Genomic DNA, 17,646 nt, shown 5'->3' with positions numbered 1-17,646 from the left:
ACATATATATTTGTAACATAAATTAATTAAATGAAGACAATACTTTTAGGAATACTTTTTGTGCTAGTAACCTTTAATATACAGGCACAAACTCCGACAACAATTATTCCAAATGATCAAGATTCTAGAGTAATTACAACAGGAGTTCCGTTTTTACTTATTGCATCAGACGCCCGAGCAGGATCTTTAGGAGACATGGGAGTTGCAACTTCTGTAGACGGATTTTCTCAACAATGGAATCCATCAAAATATGTTTTTTCAGAGACAAAATCAGGGATTTCCTTAAGTTATACACCGTATTTAAGCAAATTGGTTAATGATATTTTCTTAGGAAGTTTTACCTATTATAACCGTATAAACGAAAGAAGTGCTTTTGCAGCAAGTTTAAGATATTTTTCCTTAGGTGATATTGAATTTACTGAAGACGAGTTTTCAGATCCTTTAGTGCAACGTCCAAACGAATTTGCCTTAGATGCTTCCTATGCGTTAAGATTAAGTGATCAATTCTCTATGAGTGTTGCCATGCGTTATTTGCGTTCAGATTTAAAAATAAATACAGGAGACACAGAAGCTGAAGCTGCAGGAACTTTTGGAGTAGATATTGCTGGATTCTACCAGAGTGAAGAAGAAGCGTATAACGACTTTAATGGGCGTTGGAGAGCTGGATTTGCGATTCAAAATATCGGGCCAAAATTTTCTTATGATGAAGGTGGTGTAGAGAACTTTCAACCAACAACCTTACGTTTAGGTGGAGGGTTCGATTTTGTGTTAGATGAGTATAATACCATATCTGTTACTACAGAATTTACTAAATTATTAGTGCCAACACCTCCTATTTATGGAACAGAATATGAATATAGTGATGAAAATGGGAATGGTGAGTACGATGAAGATATTGATGTTTTAGGAGATCAGATTTCTACAACAAATGGACTTATTTATAAAGGAGAAGATCCAGATGTAAATTTCCTTTCAGGAATGTTTCAATCGTTTGGGGATGCACCAGGCGGATTCAGTGAAGAAATGCAAGAGTGGACTTGGGCTTTAGGTGCAGAGTATATGTATCAAGATTCTTTCGGGTTCAGAGCAGGGTATTTCCATGAAGCAGAAGAAAAAGGAGCTAGACAGTTTTTTGCCTTAGGAGCAGGGTTTAAATATAATGTCGTTAATATCGATTTATCTTATTTATTCTCGACATCTAAAGTGCAAAGTCCTTTAGAAAACACATTACGTTTCTCGTTAACCTTTAATTTAGGTACTGGAACGTATTACGAATACTAGATAATATTTCAATATATAGAATATTAAAACTATTGCTTTTTGCAATAGTTTTTTGTTTTAAATAGTTTTATATCTTTAGAAATAAGAATTTAAGATTGTTTTTTAATGAAGACTATAAAAATAGAAACAGAATTTGAGGTTTACGACGATTTAAACGACGTGCCTAAGAATGTTTCAGAATTAATGGAATATGCGGTTAAAGCGCGTTTAAGAGCTTATGCGCCTTATTCTAAGTTTTTGGTTGGCGCAGCCATCTTACTTGATAATGGAGAGATTGTTACAGGTAATAATCAAGAAAACGCCTGTTATCCATCAGGATTATGTGCAGAACGCACAGCTATTTATTATGCAGGATCTAAATATCCAGAGGCTAAAATTGTACTTATGGCACTTATCGCCGGATCTACAAAACACAAAACTACAACACCTGTACCGCCTTGTGGTGCATGCCGACAAGCCATCTCTGAATATGAAGTGAAGCAAGATATGCCAATAGATATTTATTTTATGGGAGAGACCGGAGAAGTAATTCGCTCTAAGTCTTTATCTAATTTATTGCCCTTTGTTTTCGAAAAGGCGATAATATAAAAAAATTATTTAATTTTTTACTTAATTCGGTTTTAGTTTAAAGCCTAAAGTGTTACTTTTGTTTCTCGTTTTTAAAATAGCGCAACTCATGCAAAAAATCACAAAGGAAACATACATTAAATGGTATGAAGACATGTTGTTTTGGAGAAAGTTTGAAGATAAACTTGCTGCAGTATACATTCAACAAAAAGTAAGAGGATTTCTACACTTATACAATGGTCAAGAGGCCGTATTAGCAGGTGCTTTACATGCTATGGATTTGTCTAAGGATAAAATGATAACTGCATATCGTAATCACGTTCAGCCAATAGGAATGGGTGTAGACCCTAAGCGTGTTATGGCAGAATTATTTGGAAAAGCAACAGGAACATCTCAAGGTTTAGGAGGTTCTATGCATATCTTTTCTAAAGAACACCGTTTTTATGGTGGTCATGGTATTGTAGGAGGTCAGATTCCTTTAGGTGCAGGTATTGCATTTGGTGATAAATATCACGATAGCGATGCTGTTACACTTTGTTGTTTTGGTGATGGTGCTGCTCGTCAAGGGTCACTTCACGAAACATTCAACTTAGCTATGTTATGGAATTTACCTGTAGTGTTTGTTTGTGAAAACAATGGTTATGCTATGGGAACATCTGTTAAACGTACAGCTTCTCACGAAGATATCTATAAATTAGGTTTAGGTTACGAAATGCCTTGTGCACCAGTAGACGGAATGAATCCTATCAAAGTAGCAGAAGCCTTTGATGAAGCTATTCAGAGAGCCCGTACAGGAGGTGGACCAACATTCTTAGAATTAAAAACATACAGATATAGAGGTCACTCTATGAGTGATGCACAACATTATCGTACTAAAGCAGAAGTAGAAGAATACAAGAAAATAGATCCTATTTCTCAGGTAAAAGATGTTATTCTTTCTAAAAAATATGCAACTGAAGCTGATCTTAAAAAGATTGATGCAGATGTTAAAAAACGCGTTCTTGAATGTGAGAAATTCGCAGATGAATCTCCTTACCCAGATAAGAGTGTGATGTACGATGTCGTTTACGAACAAGAAGATTACCCATTTTTACAACATAAAATATAAGCTATGGCTGAGATTATTAATATGCCACGTTTAAGCGATACCATGGAAGAAGGTACTGTTGCTACGTGGTTGAAAAAAGTTGGAGATAAAATATCAGAAGGGGATATCCTTGCTGAAATCGAAACAGATAAAGCCACTATGGAATTTGAATCTTTCCATGAGGGTACATTACTGCATATTGGTGTCCAAGAAGGTGAAACGACTAAAGTTGACGAATTACTTGCTATTATAGGTGAAGAAGGTGAAGATATTTCTGCACTAGTTAGTGGAGGAGGAGCACCTGCCGCAGCTGAAGAGACTACAACTGAAGCACCTGCTGCAGAAGAAGCACCTGCTCCTACTGCAAGCGCTGAAGTTCCAGAAGGTGTAATAGTTGTTACCATGCCTCGCTTAAGTGATACCATGGAAGAAGGTACTGTTGCAACTTGGTTGAAAAAAGTAGGTGATAACATAGATGAAGGAGATATTCTTGCTGAAATAGAAACGGATAAAGCCACTATGGAATTCGAATCTTTCAATGCAGGAACATTATTATATATTGGATTACAAGAAGGAGAATCTGCTAAAGTAGATTCATTATTAGCAATTATTGGCCCTGCAGGAACAGATGTTTCTGGAGTAGCTAGTAGTTTTGGTTCTGCACCTGCTGCGGCTCCTGCGAAAGCAGAAGCTCCAAAAGCTGCTGCACCGAAAGCAGAGGCGCCTAAAGCCGCTCCAGTTGCTAAAGCTGCTGCACCTGCAGCAACACCTAAAGTATCTAAGGATGGAGGACGTTTATTCGTGTCGCCATTAGCTAAGAAAATAGCAGACGAAAAAGGATTTAATATTGCAGATATACCAGGTTCTGGAGAAAGTGGACGTATCATTAAACGTGATGTAGAAAACTTTACACCTAAAGCTGCTGCTCCTGCGGCTGCTTCTGGAACTGCTGTACCAGCATCTGAAGAGAGTTTTGAAGAAATTAAAAACTCTAACATGCGTAAAGCGATTGCAAAAAACTTAGCAAAATCTAAGTTTTCTGCACCTCACTATTACTTAAATGTTGAGTTTGATATGGATAATGCAATTGCATTCCGTAAGGAAGTAAATGCTGTTCCTGATACAAAAATTTCATTTAATGATATCGTAGTTAAAGCTTGTGCTATGGCTTTAAAAGAACATCCTCAAGTAAATTCTCAATGGTTTGACGACAAAATGAGATTAAACAACCACGTACATATAGGTGTAGCGGTTGCTGTTGAAGATGGTCTTCTTGTACCAGTGGTTAAATTTGCAGATCAACGTAAATTGACTCAAATTGGTGCTGCTGTTAAAGAATACGCTATCAAAGCTAAAACTAAAAAATTATCACTTGAAGAAATGGAAGGTAGTACATTTACTATCTCTAATTTAGGTATGTTCGGTATAGATTCTTTTACATCTATTATCAACCAACCTAACTCAGCTATTCTTTCTGTGGGAGCAATTGTTCAAAAGCCAGTTGTTAAAGACGGAGCTATTGTAGTAGGTAATACTATGAAACTTTGTTTAGCTGCCGACCATAGAACAATCGACGGTGCTACTGGAGCTCAATTCCTTCAAACATTAAAAGGTTATATTGAAAATCCAATTTCGATGTTATTGTAATCGGAATTAAAATATATTGTAAAAAAGCCATCTTTAAGATGGCTTTTTTTATGCTTTCAATTTTCTCGAACCTTATAAAGTCTTATTAAAAAACTATGCCAATTCAATGTGGGCAAGTATCTTTGTTAGCAAACGTATTACGCTATGAAAAATGTTATAATTACAGGTACAAGTCGTGGTATTGGTTTAGAATTGGTAAAATGCTTTGCAGAAGCAGGACACCAAGTATTAGCCTTATCTAGAAATAGTCAGCCTGTCTCCGATTTAAATTTAAAACAGGTTACTGCGCTTAGTTTTAATCTAGCTGAAGCCACAGATTTTGAAACGGTAAAAGCTTATGTAAACACACATTGGAAGCAAGTAGATCTTTTAATACATAATGCTGGAGCTTTAGTTAATAAACCTTTTTCAGAATTAACACCTGCAGATTTTCAGAATGTTTATACCACTAATGTATTTGGGGTAGCAGAGTTAACAAGAGTCTTACTTCCAAATATGGTTAAAGGCAGTCACATGGTTACCATTAGTTCTATGGGAGGCATTCAAGGGAGTATGAAATTTCCTGGTTTAGCAGCTTACAGTTCTAGTAAAGGTGCCGTAATTACATTGTCTGAATTATTAGCCGAAGAATATAAAGATTCTGGAATAGCATTTAATGTATTGGCTTTAGGAGCCGTGCAAACAGAAATGTTAGAAGAGGCTTTTCCTGGTTATGAAGCGCCAACAACAGCAGCTGGAATGGCGAGTTATATCTTTAATTTTTCATTAACAGGTTCTACTTTTTATAATGGAAAAGTATTACAAGTGTCATCTTCAACTCCATAATTATGAGTAAATATAAATGTGTGATTTTCGACTGCGATGGTGTCCTAGTAGATAGTGAGGCCTTAAGCAATGGCGTTTTAGTGGAATTAGGCAATCATTATGGTGCAAAGTTAGATTTAAGTTCGGCCATTAAAATGTTTAAAGGCTGTTCTATGAATGCTTGTATCGAAAAAATAGAAACCTTAATTAATAAGCCTTTACCTGAAGATTTCGAGTCTCAATATAGAGCCTTAAGTATGGAGGCTTTTAAAAAGTATATAAAACCTATAGAAGGTATAAAAGAAGTTTTAGATCAGTTAGATTTACCATTTTGTGTCGCATCTAGTGCGTTGGAAGCTAAGATGCGGTTAAATTTAGAATTGACTGGTTTGCTAGATAAGTTTGAAGGCAGACTGTTTAGTTGTTATACTATTCAGAAATGGAAACCCGATCCTGCTATATTTTTGTGGGCAGCAGAATCTATGGGATTTAAACCCGAAGAATGTCTTGTTGTAGAAGATAGTTATTCTGGTGTGACTGCAGCCAAAGCAGGCGGATTTGATGTGTTTGGATATACAGCAGACGATATTCATCATCAATTAAAAGGCTATGCGACCTTAGAATTCGATAATATGAATCAGTTAATATCTTTAATCAAGCAAGCCAAATAAAGATGTCTTTGTAAATTAAAAAAGACTAATTTTACGCGAAATTTTCCTCAAACATGCAACATACTACCAATACTATTTTAATGGTTCGTCCTATTAATTTCAGGATGAACGAACAAACAGCTGTTAATAATTATTATCAACACGCTATGAAAGGAGTATTGCCGGAAACGGTTAATGCAAGAGCACAACATGAATTTGATGCTTTTGTAGATAAGTTGCGTGCTATCGGGCTTAAGGTAATTGTGATTAGTGATACAGACGATTTTGATACGCCTGATTCAATTTTTCCAAATAACTGGATTTCTTTTCATGAAAATGGTACAGTAGGGTTGTATCCAATGTTTGCAGAGAATAGACGTTTTGAACGTCGAGAAGATGTTTTAGAAGTGTTAGAAAATGAAGGTTTTGTAATACACGATATTATGGATTTTACCAGTGCAGAAGACGAAGGTTTGTTTTTAGAAGGCACAGGAAGTATTCTTTTAGATCGCGTTCACGGTAAAGCGTATTGTGCGTTGTCGCCTAGAGCAGATGAAGATGTATTTATAGAGTTTTGTGAAGATTTTGATTATTTCCCAGTGATTTTCACAGCCAATCAAACTGTAGATGGTGAAAGAAAGCCTATTTATCATACCAATGTTATGATGTGTTTGGCAGAGACTTTCGCCGTAATTTGTTTAGAATCTATAGATGATAAAAAAGAACGTAAGCAAGTCCTTCAGCATTTAAAAGAAAGCGATAAAGAGGTTATAGCGATTACAGAATCTCAAGTACAACATTTTGCAGGGAATATGCTTCAAATACGAGCTGCTAACAATGAATTGTTTTTAGTGATGAGTAGTTCCGCTTATCAGTCGTTAACAGAAAAGCAAATTAATACCATAACTAAACATTGTAAAATTGTTCACAGTTCTCTAGATACAATTGAAGCTTGTGGTGGAGGAAGCGCCCGTTGTATGATGGCAGAGGTGTTTTTACCCCAATTTTAATTCTGGAGTTTCTTGTTTTGTTTTTGGTAACTCTACAAAGAATGTAGATCCAGAATTAACCACACTTTCTACCCAAATTTTACCCTTATTTAAGTCGACCAATTCTTTACAGATAGATAAACCTAATCCAGTTCCTTTTTCATTTTTAGTCCCTCGGGTTGAGAATGTATTGCTTTTAAACAGTTTGTCTAAATTAGGTTGAGAAATACCAACTCCAGTATCTTCTATGCTAATTATAGAATGTCCGTTATTAATTTGATTTGAAATTGTAATCGTATCTCCTGCTTTTGTAAATTTTACAGCATTAGTCAGTAGGTTTTGAATCACGATTTCTACCATACTATAATCGGCATAGACAAAATCGCGTAAGGTATTATCAACCAATTCAATTTGTTTATCGACTAACTTATGTTCAATTAATTTAATTTTATCTAAAACAACCTCGCGAATATCGAATAATGTCGCGCTAGGTTCTAAAGATTCCATTTGAGATTTAGACCAATTTAAAAGGTTGAATAATAATAACGAGGCATTATTTGCATTCTCACTAAGTTCAGGTATTAATCTGTCAAATTCTTGACGTGTTAGAGAACCATCTTTTAATAAATCTATAAATCCGTTAATTGAGGTTAAAGAATCTTTTAAATCGTGAGATACAATAGAAAATAACCTGTCTTTTATATGATTGATGTTTTCTAGATGTGCAGATTGTTCCAGAATTGCTTTATTCTGAATTTCAATTTTCTTGGTTTTTGCCTCAAGGTCTATGGTGTATTTAATACGTCGCTCTCGGTTTAAATAAATAAGCACTAAGAATGTAGACACTATAACAAAGGCTGCTAATAAAGCATAAGTTATAATTTGTAGTCTGTCAAATTTTCTTTTGGTATCTCCTAATAACGGGTGCTCTGCAGTAAAAACAGTTTCACCATCAACCTGTCCCTCTTGTTGTAAACCATTAAAAAGGTCTATGCCTTGTAACGATTTTATTTTATTAGAGGCTTTAGAGTTTGTTGCAGCCAAGTCTAAACTATCTTTTAACGTATAATACTTCCCTTGCCACATAAAGGCACGTTGGTATTGGTGTTGAATAGAATCTACAATCTTAAGCAGCGAATAGTTTTTTAGTTCTTCTGTTTTATTAGAGTAGTTTTTTAGTAGCGAATTTGCTTCATTTAAACGTATTTCAGCAAGTTGTACTTTACCGCGTTTATAATTTAATTCCCCACAATTATTTAAGGTTTCAATTAAACCATATGTATTGTCTAATCTTCTGTTTAAATCAATACTTTCTGAAAGGTAAAGTCCTGCTTTATCATAATCTCTAAACTGAACATACTCAAATCCTAACTTTGGCAATATATCGGCACGTATAGAATCGTTATTGCTATGGTTAACCATTAAAATGCGTTCGTAATATTCTATAGATTTACGGTGTTCTTTTTTAGTAGAATATAAAGCTGCTAGATTTTTAACAGCTTCAATAATAGAGTTTTTATCACCACTTAATTCTTCTATCTCTAGTCGCTTTAGGTTAAACTCTATCGCTTTATCATATTTCCCATTATTATAGTAGGCAGTTGCTAAGCCTTTATAGGTGTCTTTTAATTCTTTTTCTAAATGTCTTTTTTCAAGTTCGTTTATAGCAGAAAGTGTATGCGCTAATCCTTGATCGTAATACCCGCGAGAAATTTCTATAAGCCCAACTTGATTGTTTATTCTGGCAATGGCCAAAGTATCATCTAACGAACTGTAAAGTGTCTTAGCTTCAGAGAAATTGTTAATAGCGTTTAAATAATCGCCCTTCTTATTATAAATTAATGCTTTTAAGTACGAGATTCTGCTTAATCCTTGAATGTAATTTAATTTGGTAGCTAGTTTATCCGCTTCTAGCACATATTTAAGGGCAAGATTGTAATCTTTATTATCGTATAATTCTTCAACAAGTTCTATTGAAGTTGAAATTTTTGATGTATCAGTTTTCTGAAAAGCTAAAGCTACAGTTAAACTATCTATATTTTTGGTTTGTGCATAACCAAAACATACAGATAAAAGAATAATTACATAAATTATCTTTTTCATACAGGTACAGACATACCTTAATTGTATGGAGGAAATTTTTTCAAATTTACCCATATAACTAAGTATACTTAATTAAGATTTGTTAGTAAATCTTCTCCCTCACAAAGAAGATTTGTTAAAATAATAGCATAATACATCTCAAAGTTATGAAATGTGTTTTATTAATATAATTTAAGCGGTTTAATACCAATTTATTAGTTGAAATGTTAATGGTCTAATTTGATTGCTCTCTAGGACTCGATAAACGACCAAAATCATAGAAAAACGACTGCTTTTAAAAAAGTATCATTTTTCACTAAAAGACGATTAGGTCTTATTATATCCGTATTTTTAAAGAAATAAACATACTTCGTTATCAAGCGCTTTGTTTTAAAAGAATAAAATACTAATGTGTAATATGTAGCTCTGCTTAAAGACCGTTTATCCATATGCTAATCCTTCTTATTAATATGAGAAAAATAGTATCTTTGCGCACTTAATTAAATCAATTGTAATGAGTATACAAGAGTCTTTGTCGCAACATGTAAAACAAGCCGTGGCATCCATTTATAATGCAGAATTAGAATCCGTAGAATTTCAATCTACTCGTAAAGAGTTTGAAGGAGATATTACGGTGGTTGTTTTTCCAATGTTACGCGTAGTAAAAGGAAATCCAGTACAAATTGGTGAGGCTATAGGTGCATATTTATTAAAAGAGGTAGACGATGTTACAGGATATAATGTAGTAAAAGGCTTCCTTAATATCGTTATAGCAGATTCGTATTATCAAAATTGGTTTAATACCATTAAAACAGATGCAACTTTTGGATATGCATTTCCAAACGAAGATGATAAAGCCGTTATGGTAGAATATTCTTCTCCAAACACAAACAAACCTTTGCACCTTGGACATATTAGAAATAACTTATTAGGTTATAGTGTAGCCGAAATTTTAAAAGCTTCAGGTAAAAAAGTTTATAAAACGCAAATTATAAACGACCGTGGGATTCATATTTGTAAAAGTATGTTGGCTTGGAAGCGTTTTGGAGATGGAGAAACACCAGAAAGCACAGGTTTAAAAGGTGATAAGCTAGTCGGAAATTATTACGTAAAATTTGACCAAGAGTATAAGAAAGAAATCGAAGCTTTAAAAGCGGATGGACTTTCTGAAGACGATGCTAAGAAGCAAGCTCCAATTCTATTAGAAGCTCAAGACATGTTATTGAAGTGGGAAGCAGGAGATGATGAAGTTGTTACGCTTTGGAAAACCATGAACCAATGGGTTTATGATGGTTTTGAAGTAACTTATAATGACTTGGGTGTCGATTTTGATTGCTATTATTACGAAAGTAATACCTATTTATTAGGAAAAGAGTTTGTAGCCGAAGGTTTAAAAACAGGAGTCTTCTTTAAAAAAGACGATGGTTCTGTATGGTGCGATTTAACAGATGAAGGTTTAGACGAGAAAATCGTGTTACGTTCAGATGGAACTGCGGTTTATATGACACAGGATATTGGTACTGCAATTCAGCGTATAAAAGATTATCCAAATGTTGGTGGCTTAGTATATACGGTAGGAAACGAACAAGACTATCATTTTAAAGTACTGTTTTTAATTCTCAAAAAATTAGGTTTCGATTGGGCAAAGCATCTATTTCATTTAAGTTATGGCATGGTAGATTTACCTAGCGGAAAAATGAAAAGTAGAGAAGGAACTGTTGTTGATGCCGACGATTTAATTTCGGAAATGGCTGAAACTGCAGGCGAAATTTCTGAAGATTTAGGTAAATTAGATGGATACTCTCAAGACGAAAAAGATGTATTGTACAGTACTATTGGTTTAGGAGCTTTAAAGTATTATATTTTAAAAGTAGATCCGAAGAAACGTATTTTATTCGATCCAAAAGAATCTATCGATTTTCAAGGGAATACAGGACCGTTTATTCAGTATACATATGCTAGAATTCAATCTATAATAAGAAAAGCAGATTTCGATTATACTATCGATACTCCAAAAATAGACTTGCACGAAAAAGAAAAGTCGTTATTAAAACAATTGCAGTTGTTCCCAGAAACCATTCAATTGGCAGCGGTACAATACAGTCCTGCAATTATAGCGAATTACACTTACGATTTGGTAAAGGAGTTTAATTCATTCTATCAGAATGTATCTATTTTAGGAGCAGACAATTTAAACGAAAAAATATTTAGAGTACAGTTAGCTCAAGCTGTTTCTACAACTATAAAAAATGCATTTAGTTTATTAGGAATTCAAGTTCCAGAACGTATGTAATATTTACAACCAACAGCATTAAAAAGATATGAGAGTAAAATTAAGATCTATTGTAGAAGATAATACGAGCAGAAGCGGAAAGCTTTTTGATTATCTTATACAAGTTTTAATCTTACTCTCACTTATTGCGTTTTCTGTAGAAACGTTACCTAATATTTCTACTATCGTAAAATTTTATTTAGATCTTTTTGAGACCTTTTGTGTGGTTATCTTTTCTATAGAATATCTAATACGTGTGTATGTTGCGAAAAAACCTTTAAAGTATATTTTTAGTTTTTATGGCATCATCGATTTATTAGCTATTTTACCATTCTATTTAAGAGGAACTTTAGATTTTAGAGCGTTACGAGCATTCCGAGTCTTCAGAATATTTAGAGCTTTAAAACTTATTCGTTATAATAAAGCGTTGCATCGGTTTCACTTGGCTGCAAAATTAGTAAAAGAAGAAATTGTTTTGTTTTTAATTGTTACGGCCATATTTGTATTTATAGCATCTGCTGGTATTTATTATTTTGAAAATGATGCACAACCCGAAGTTTTTGCTTCTATCTTTCATAGTGCTTGGTGGGCAGTCGTTACACTTACAACAGTAGGTTACGGAGATGTATACCCTATTACTACCGGTGGTAAAATTTTTACATTTTGCATCTTAATAATTGGAGTAGGGATTGTTACTATTCCTGCCGGATTAGTGGCAACATCGCTATCTAAAGCACGTGAAATTGAAGAGAAAGAAAATGAAACGCTTAGTTAATTTATAACGCAAGCGTGGTAATAGACATAAATTAACAACATGCTAACACTTTAGTATGTGTGTAATACTTATTTTTAACGATTGTATGCCTAACAAAAACACATATCATAACAGTACGTTATTCAAGATTTTTAGTCTTGGATTACTGTTGTTATTGTCTCCTTGTTCAGTTAGGAACAGTCTGCAATCTGTTTTGCAGTTAGAGCAAACAGAGGTTAGTAGTAAAAGTAAAGTGGCTCAACTAAATGGTAGTTGTGTTGCACTTGAGGTTTCAAAAGTTACTGTATCAACTTCTAGTAAATCTTACAGTAAGATTGCCCAATTATTACCTTTAAGCTCTAAGTATATTGGGTTAGCTTCTGTTTTAGTTTCAGGGAATCCTGTAACACTTCAGTTTGAAAATCAAATTGTAACTCCTTTAAAGGTCCCGCTTTATATTTTGTATAAAAATAAGAAAGATGCCATTTTAGCGTAATAGTTAATACGTTAAAATAGATTTTTTATTATACAAAATATACATTCATGAATACAAAAATATCACAGTCATATACTATGGCTGGAATGTTCACACTCAGCTTACGTTTAGTTGTGGGGTGGACTTATTTTTCTGCCTTTTGGCGTAGATTAATATTAGCTAATAAATTAGATCCGGAAACTGCTGGTTATATCGGAGAGAAATTCAATCATTTTTTACCCAATGCTTTAGGCATAAAACCTATAATTCTTCATTTAGTAGAAAATCCAGATTCACTTTGGTGGGCAATGGTGACATTTACTATTATTGAAGGTATTGTTGGTCTATTTATTATGTTCGGTTTATTTACACGGTTAATGAGTATTGGTGTGTTTGGATTAGCAATGGGAATTCTATTGGGTTCGGGCTGGATTGGAACGACCTGTTTAGACGAATGGCAAATTGGCGTGTTAGGAATTGCGACTGGATTTACGTTATTTTTAACGGGTAGCGGACGCTATTCATTAGATTATTACTTTCAGAAAAAAGGGTTTAAAATAACAACATCAAAGTTTTTTAGATGGTTTGGATCTGGACCACTTCCTTTAGCTAATAGTGTGCTCTCTAGAGTTACTTTAATAGGTGCCATCGGAATTTTAGGTTTAACTTTATATACTAATCAGTATTTTCACGGCGGACTTTGGGGCACTTTACATAATAAATCTGTGAAGCCAATTGTTGAAGTTTCAGAGGCTAATATTCAAGATGGAGTGCTTAATTTAGAAGTGTTTAGAGTTGAAGGTGTTGACGTTTATGGTTCCTTTTTAATAGGTATTGATGTGCTAGATGAAACAAATACATCGGTTTTATCTTTATCAGGAGTAGAATTATCTCAGTTTACTCCAGAAATGATTACTAATGCTTACATCGCTAAAGTAAAACCAGGTGCGCACAGTTTAGTCATTCCTTTAGGTGCAAGAGCTCATCTAAGAATAGCAGATTCACGTTTACAGACTTTGGACAAATCTACTTATACTTTACAATTAACAGATATAAGTGGCATAACTTGGAAAGCTCCCATAATTTTAAAATAAGATTTTAGTTTTAATTAGGGACATAAAAAAAACGTGTTAGACAGAATCTAACACGTTTTTTGATTAATATATTATCATAGAAATTAATCTAATTCCCAACCTAATGTTGTCTGAAACACATAATCTACTTCAGATGCACCTTCAATAGGTTTACTATCAAAGTTGTGTGTTAATCCTAGTTTTACAAAGAAATCTAAAGGTAAATCATATTTTAAATTTAAGTTTAAATCTGTTCTCACACGATCACTTTCTGTTAAACTCGGATATACCACAAAGTTTGAATATAAGCTAATATCATCAAAATCAAACATGTTCAATTCTAAAGATAAAAAGGCCTCTAAACTGTTTTTAGTATCGATAGAAGCATCTGTATAATTTTCATTTGTCCAAGCTAAACCTGTACCGGTTGCAAAATATACGCGATTAGAGTGTATAATGTATTTACCAATACCACCTTGTGTTGAAGATCTAAGTTTTAATAATTGTTCATCGTTAGAAAGGAACGTTGCATTTGCTAAAGCAAACCAATCGTGTCTCATAAAGTATTTGGCTCCAATATTGGCATCTGTACGTTTGGTTTCTTCTACATCGTCTTGGTTGCTTCTTACAGAATTGAAACCTGCAGAAAAGCCCCATTTATCGGCTGTATACCCTATGTTACTTAATACCGAAAACTGAGTTAAATTATTGGTTTTTGCAAAGTTAAAACCAATGGATAAACTGGCATCTAGACGCGAGATAAAACTGTTTTCTATGGCTTTAACGTAAACAACGTCTGTTATTTTAGTTTCTATGACTTCTGTGCCTTGAGTTAAGACAATCATGTTAGAATCTCCTGTTTTTGTTTGTAGTTTACTATTTACACGACGCCCATTAGATAAAGACATTAAATAAGTCTGATCACTACTTACATAAATAACATCTTTCCATTTAATCTGGAAGTCACTATCACTATAGTCGGTTTCTATAGTAAGTACACCTTTGTTCATTTCTTTAATGTCACCTATAAGTTTGTCTTTATTTTTAAGGACTAAGGTGTCATTTTGAGCTTTAACTTGTGTGTTGCAAAAAACTGCTAATGATAAGTAAAACATGAAGGTATACCATTTTGGTATCTTAAATTGTTCTAACATAATGTGGTTGATTTATTGATTTTTGGCGAAGATAGTGAACTTTATTAAAAATAAAATAAGAACCCTCATGATCTAAATCGAATCTGACTAGATTATGAGGGTTAAAAAATTTTAATACAAGTAAGTTTTCTTTAATGCACAGCGCTTAAATCTACTTTTCCTGCTCCTTTTTTAATGAGTAGTACAAATGGTACACATAGTAAAAATAGAATCCCTAAATATAAAAATATGTCCATATAAGAGAGCACGACAGCTTGTTTTGTTACAGATAAATCTAACAATTCGTAGGCTTTACTTAACGATTCGTTTACAGAGAATCCTTTGCCCATAAACATGTATTGTAAATTCTGTATGCGTTGTTGAACATTAAAATGTGTAGGATCTAAATTAGAGATTAAATCTACGCGATGTTGTTGTCCCCAACGTGAAATCATAGTCGTAATAATTGCTATTCCAAAAGAACCCCCTAATTGTCTTGTCATTCCTGTAAAGGCAGCACCATCTCCGATATCTTTTCCTATTAAAGTTGAAAGCGATAAAGTGGTAATAGGTACAAATAGTAATCCTAAACCAACACCTCTAACTACAAGTGGCCAAAAGAAATGTTCAACTCCAGTGTCTGGTGTCATTTCTAAATACATCCATAAACTGTAAATAAAGAATACAGAGAATCCTGCGGTTACCAAATATTTTTGAGGTACACCTTTCTGAATTAACTTACCAATTATAGGCATCATAATACCTGTTGTAATTGAACTAGGTATCAATAATAATCCGGCATCTGTAGCTGTAAATCCTAAAACAGATTGCGTGTAAATAGGAATAATAAAAGTAGACCCGTACAATCCAAAACCTAAAATAAAGGTCATTATAGTTCCTACGCGTAAATTACTGTCTTTTAATACGCGCAGATTTACTATAGGGTTGTCGTAAACTAATTCTCTCCATATAAAGAGAATCAAGCCAAAAAATGAAGCAACGCTTAAGGTGATAATTAATGAATTATCAAACCAATCGTCTTGCTGGCCATGTTCTAATACAAATTGCAACGAACCTATAAATGTTGCTAAAAATACGATGCCCCACCAATCTACCTGACTTGCTTTGAGTTTCTCGCCGTATTTAGGACTCTTAACATACATAATAGTTAAGAACGTAGCGATGATACCTAAGGGAATATTTATGTAAAAAATATAAGGCCAAGAATAATTATCTACAATATAACCACCAAGAGGAGGACCAAGCGTTGGCCCTACAATTACACCCATACCATAAATAGCCTGAGCCATTCCTCGTTTTGCCATAGGGTAACTTTCTGTGATTATCGTTTGTGCAGTCACTAATAAAGCACCTCCACCTAGACCTTGAATAAACCTAAAGGCTACAAGTTCCCAAATGTTAGTCGCATTACCACATAAGAAAGATGCTACCGTAAAGATAATTATGGAGGTTGCGAAATAATTTCGTCTTCCAAATTGTTTAGACAACCAACTAGTCATGGGTATGATAATAACATTTGCTATAGCATAGGCCGTAATTACCCAAGCAACATCTGTTAAGGTTGCACCCAAACTCCCTTTCATGTCGTTAAGTGCCACATTTACAATAGTTGTATCTACAATTTCAAGAAGCGCACATAACACTGCTGTTATGGTAATGATAACGCGTCTAAAACCGTATTCAACTAAACTGTTTTCGTCTTCTGTGTCTTGCATAATTTATTTTAAATGCACATCTATATTTACATTCATTCCAGAACGTAATTTTTTAAATTCTTCTGCGTCGTTATTGTCTGTAAAATCAATTTTTACAGGTAAACGTTGAATTGTTTTTACAAAGTTTCCTGTAGCATTATCTGGAGGCAATAGAGAGAATTTAGATCCCGTAGCAGGCGAAAAATTTGTTACAATACCTTCAAACTCGTAATCAGGATACGCATCTACAGTAATACTCACATGCTGCCCGATGTTCATTTTTTCTAATTGTGTTTCTTTAAAATTAGCAACAACCCATTTTTCTTGCGTATTAACAAGGTAGAATAAGGATTGTCCAGGCTGTACAAATTGTCCCGCTTGAATTTTAACACTAGCCAACTGTCCGTCTATAGGAGCAGTAACATAAGTGTAGTTTAAGTTTTGAAGTGCAGCACTTAATTGCGCTTCTGCTAATTGTATTTGTGCTTCTGCAACAGAAACTTGTTTTTTAGAAATTGTAGTTTGGTGAGATGCCGCACTACTTTGGCTAGCGCTTGCTTTTTTCTGACTCTGTAAAATTTCTAATTGTTTTTCAGCTTCTTGTTTTAATGCAGATGCTTGTTCGTACTGTTGTGCAGTAATAGAATGGTTTTTATATAAGTTCTCGTAACGTTTAAAATCATTTTCTGCACGCCATAATTTAATTTTAGCAGTTTCTATGGTTAGACTTGCAGAGTTTGTTTGGGCATTAGCTGCACTAGAATTTGCTGCAAAAGATCCGATGCTAGCTTCAGAAACGGCTAATCCGCTTTGTGCTGCTGCTACATTAGCTTCAGCTTGTTTTAACTGAATCATATAATCTGTATTGTCTATAATTAAGAGCGTGTCTCCTTTTTTAACTCTGGCATTATCCTCCACTAAAACCGTGTTTACATAACCTGCAACATGAGGAATAATAGGAGTCATATTTGCTTCTATTTGTGCATCATCTGTTTCTTCATGAGCTAAAGAGTGCATAAATTTATATCCGCCGTAAATAATTCCGATAATAAGTATGACAGAAATTATGATTACGAATTTTTTATTTGTTTTTTGTTTTTGTTCCTGTTCCATTTTA

At 33.9% G+C, this 17,646-nt stretch carries 15 protein-coding genes; 11 read left to right on the top strand and 4 right to left on the bottom strand.

What is annotated here, in order from left to right:
• The first annotated feature begins 30 nt into the window (after window positions 1-30).
• The 7 genes from porV to ctlX all read left to right on the top strand — a co-directional run bounded on the left by porV (window position 31) and on the right by ctlX (window position 7,046).
• Complete coding sequence (gene porV / locus AST99_RS04880) at window positions 31-1,281, top strand: type IX secretion system outer membrane channel protein PorV (protein WP_057779767.1); 1,251 nt, start codon at window positions 31-33, stop codon at window positions 1,279-1,281.
• Between the two features lie 105 nt (window positions 1,282-1,386).
• On the top strand, window positions 1,387-1,869 hold the full coding sequence (gene cdd, locus AST99_RS04875; protein ID WP_057779765.1) for a cytidine deaminase: 483 nt from the start codon (window positions 1,387-1,389) through the stop codon (window positions 1,867-1,869).
• Window positions 1,870-1,957: 88 nt separating this feature from the next.
• Window positions 1,958-2,956, top strand: a complete 999-nt coding sequence (gene pdhA, locus AST99_RS04870) for a pyruvate dehydrogenase (acetyl-transferring) E1 component subunit alpha (RefSeq protein ID WP_057779763.1) — start codon at window positions 1,958-1,960, stop codon at window positions 2,954-2,956.
• Window positions 2,957-2,959: 3 nt separating this feature from the next.
• A complete protein-coding gene (locus tag AST99_RS04865; RefSeq protein ID WP_057779761.1) occupies window positions 2,960-4,582 on the top strand; it encodes a pyruvate dehydrogenase complex dihydrolipoamide acetyltransferase in 1,623 nt (540 codons plus the stop codon).
• Window positions 4,583-4,726: 144 nt separating this feature from the next.
• On the top strand, window positions 4,727-5,407 hold the full coding sequence (locus AST99_RS04860; protein ID WP_057779760.1) for an SDR family NAD(P)-dependent oxidoreductase: 681 nt from the start codon (window positions 4,727-4,729) through the stop codon (window positions 5,405-5,407).
• 2 nt (window positions 5,408-5,409) lie between these two features.
• Complete coding sequence (locus AST99_RS04855; RefSeq protein WP_057779758.1) at window positions 5,410-6,057, top strand: HAD family hydrolase; 648 nt, start codon at window positions 5,410-5,412, stop codon at window positions 6,055-6,057.
• Between the two features lie 53 nt (window positions 6,058-6,110).
• Window positions 6,111-7,046 (top strand): citrulline utilization hydrolase CtlX, encoded by a 936-nt coding sequence (gene ctlX, locus AST99_RS04850; protein ID WP_057779756.1) that lies wholly within the window; start codon window positions 6,111-6,113, stop codon window positions 7,044-7,046.
• Here ctlX and AST99_RS04845 read toward each other — a convergent pair.
• Window positions 7,032-9,128 (bottom strand): tetratricopeptide repeat-containing sensor histidine kinase, encoded by a 2,097-nt coding sequence (locus AST99_RS04845; RefSeq protein WP_057779754.1) that lies wholly within the window; start codon window positions 9,126-9,128, stop codon window positions 7,032-7,034. The two genes, ctlX and AST99_RS04845, sit on opposite strands and share 15 nt — an antisense overlap.
• A 493-nt stretch (window positions 9,129-9,621) precedes the next feature.
• Here AST99_RS04845 and argS point away from each other — a divergent pair, with 493 nt between their 5' ends.
• From argS to AST99_RS04825, 4 genes are all read left to right on the top strand, one after another.
• Window positions 9,622-11,400: an arginine--tRNA ligase gene (argS, locus tag AST99_RS04840; protein WP_057779752.1), complete on the top strand. Its 1,779-nt coding sequence runs from the start codon at window positions 9,622-9,624 to the stop codon at window positions 11,398-11,400.
• A gap of 28 nt (window positions 11,401-11,428) precedes the next feature.
• Complete coding sequence (locus AST99_RS04835) at window positions 11,429-12,154, top strand: ion transporter (protein ID WP_057779750.1); 726 nt, start codon at window positions 11,429-11,431, stop codon at window positions 12,152-12,154.
• Window positions 12,155-12,239: 85 nt separating this feature from the next.
• Window positions 12,240-12,629: a hypothetical protein gene (locus AST99_RS04830; RefSeq protein WP_157486300.1), complete on the top strand. Its 390-nt coding sequence runs from the start codon at window positions 12,240-12,242 to the stop codon at window positions 12,627-12,629.
• A gap of 47 nt (window positions 12,630-12,676) precedes the next feature.
• Window positions 12,677-13,702, top strand: a complete 1,026-nt coding sequence (locus tag AST99_RS04825; protein WP_057779745.1) for a TQO small subunit DoxD — start codon at window positions 12,677-12,679, stop codon at window positions 13,700-13,702.
• 83 nt (window positions 13,703-13,785) lie between these two features.
• On the opposite strand, the gene AST99_RS04820 is transcribed toward AST99_RS04825, so the two are convergent.
• From AST99_RS04820 to AST99_RS04810, 3 genes are all read right to left on the bottom strand, one after another.
• Entirely contained in the window at window positions 13,786-14,835 is a 1,050-nt protein-coding gene (locus tag AST99_RS04820) for a DUF481 domain-containing protein (protein WP_057779743.1), read from the bottom strand.
• 131 nt (window positions 14,836-14,966) lie between these two features.
• The gene (locus tag AST99_RS04815) at window positions 14,967-16,550 is read right to left on the bottom strand and encodes a DHA2 family efflux MFS transporter permease subunit (protein ID WP_057779740.1); all 1,584 of its coding nucleotides are present in this window, start codon (window positions 16,548-16,550) and stop codon (window positions 14,967-14,969) included.
• A gap of 3 nt (window positions 16,551-16,553) precedes the next feature.
• Complete coding sequence (locus tag AST99_RS04810; protein WP_057779738.1) at window positions 16,554-17,642, bottom strand: HlyD family secretion protein; 1,089 nt, start codon at window positions 17,640-17,642, stop codon at window positions 16,554-16,556.
• Between the last annotated feature and the right edge of the window lie 4 nt (window positions 17,643-17,646).

It is taken from the genome of Formosa algae, assembly GCF_001439665.1.
Lineage (GTDB): Bacteria > Bacteroidota > Bacteroidia > Flavobacteriales > Flavobacteriaceae > Formosa > Formosa algae.
This window is presented reverse-complemented; position numbering and strand designations above follow the sequence as displayed.

Excerpts from the sequence above, each read along its gene's own strand:
- AST99_RS04810 (WP_057779738.1), bottom strand. The coding sequence starts at position 17,642 with ATGGAACAGGAACAAAAACAAAAAACAAATAAAAAATTCGTAATCATA.
- AST99_RS04855 (WP_057779758.1), top strand. The coding sequence starts at position 5,410 with ATGAGTAAATATAAATGTGTGATTTTCGACTGCGATGGTGTCCTAGTA.
- argS (WP_057779752.1), top strand. The coding sequence starts at position 9,622 with ATGAGTATACAAGAGTCTTTGTCGCAACATGTAAAACAAGCCGTGGCA.
- AST99_RS04835 (WP_057779750.1), top strand. The coding sequence starts at position 11,429 with ATGAGAGTAAAATTAAGATCTATTGTAGAAGATAATACGAGCAGAAGC.
- AST99_RS04860 (WP_057779760.1), top strand. The coding sequence starts at position 4,727 with ATGAAAAATGTTATAATTACAGGTACAAGTCGTGGTATTGGTTTAGAA.
- AST99_RS04825 (WP_057779745.1), top strand. The coding sequence starts at position 12,677 with ATGAATACAAAAATATCACAGTCATATACTATGGCTGGAATGTTCACA.
- AST99_RS04830 (WP_157486300.1), top strand. The coding sequence starts at position 12,240 with ATGCCTAACAAAAACACATATCATAACAGTACGTTATTCAAGATTTTT.
- ctlX (WP_057779756.1), top strand. The coding sequence starts at position 6,111 with ATGCAACATACTACCAATACTATTTTAATGGTTCGTCCTATTAATTTC.
- pdhA (WP_057779763.1), top strand. The coding sequence starts at position 1,958 with ATGCAAAAAATCACAAAGGAAACATACATTAAATGGTATGAAGACATG.
- cdd (WP_057779765.1), top strand. The coding sequence starts at position 1,387 with ATGAAGACTATAAAAATAGAAACAGAATTTGAGGTTTACGACGATTTA.
- AST99_RS04865 (WP_057779761.1), top strand. The coding sequence starts at position 2,960 with ATGGCTGAGATTATTAATATGCCACGTTTAAGCGATACCATGGAAGAA.
- AST99_RS04815 (WP_057779740.1), bottom strand. The coding sequence starts at position 16,550 with ATGCAAGACACAGAAGACGAAAACAGTTTAGTTGAATACGGTTTTAGA.
- AST99_RS04845 (WP_057779754.1), bottom strand. The coding sequence starts at position 9,128 with ATGAAAAAGATAATTTATGTAATTATTCTTTTATCTGTATGTTTTGGT.
- porV (WP_057779767.1), top strand. The coding sequence starts at position 31 with ATGAAGACAATACTTTTAGGAATACTTTTTGTGCTAGTAACCTTTAAT.
- AST99_RS04820 (WP_057779743.1), bottom strand. The coding sequence starts at position 14,835 with ATGTTAGAACAATTTAAGATACCAAAATGGTATACCTTCATGTTTTAC.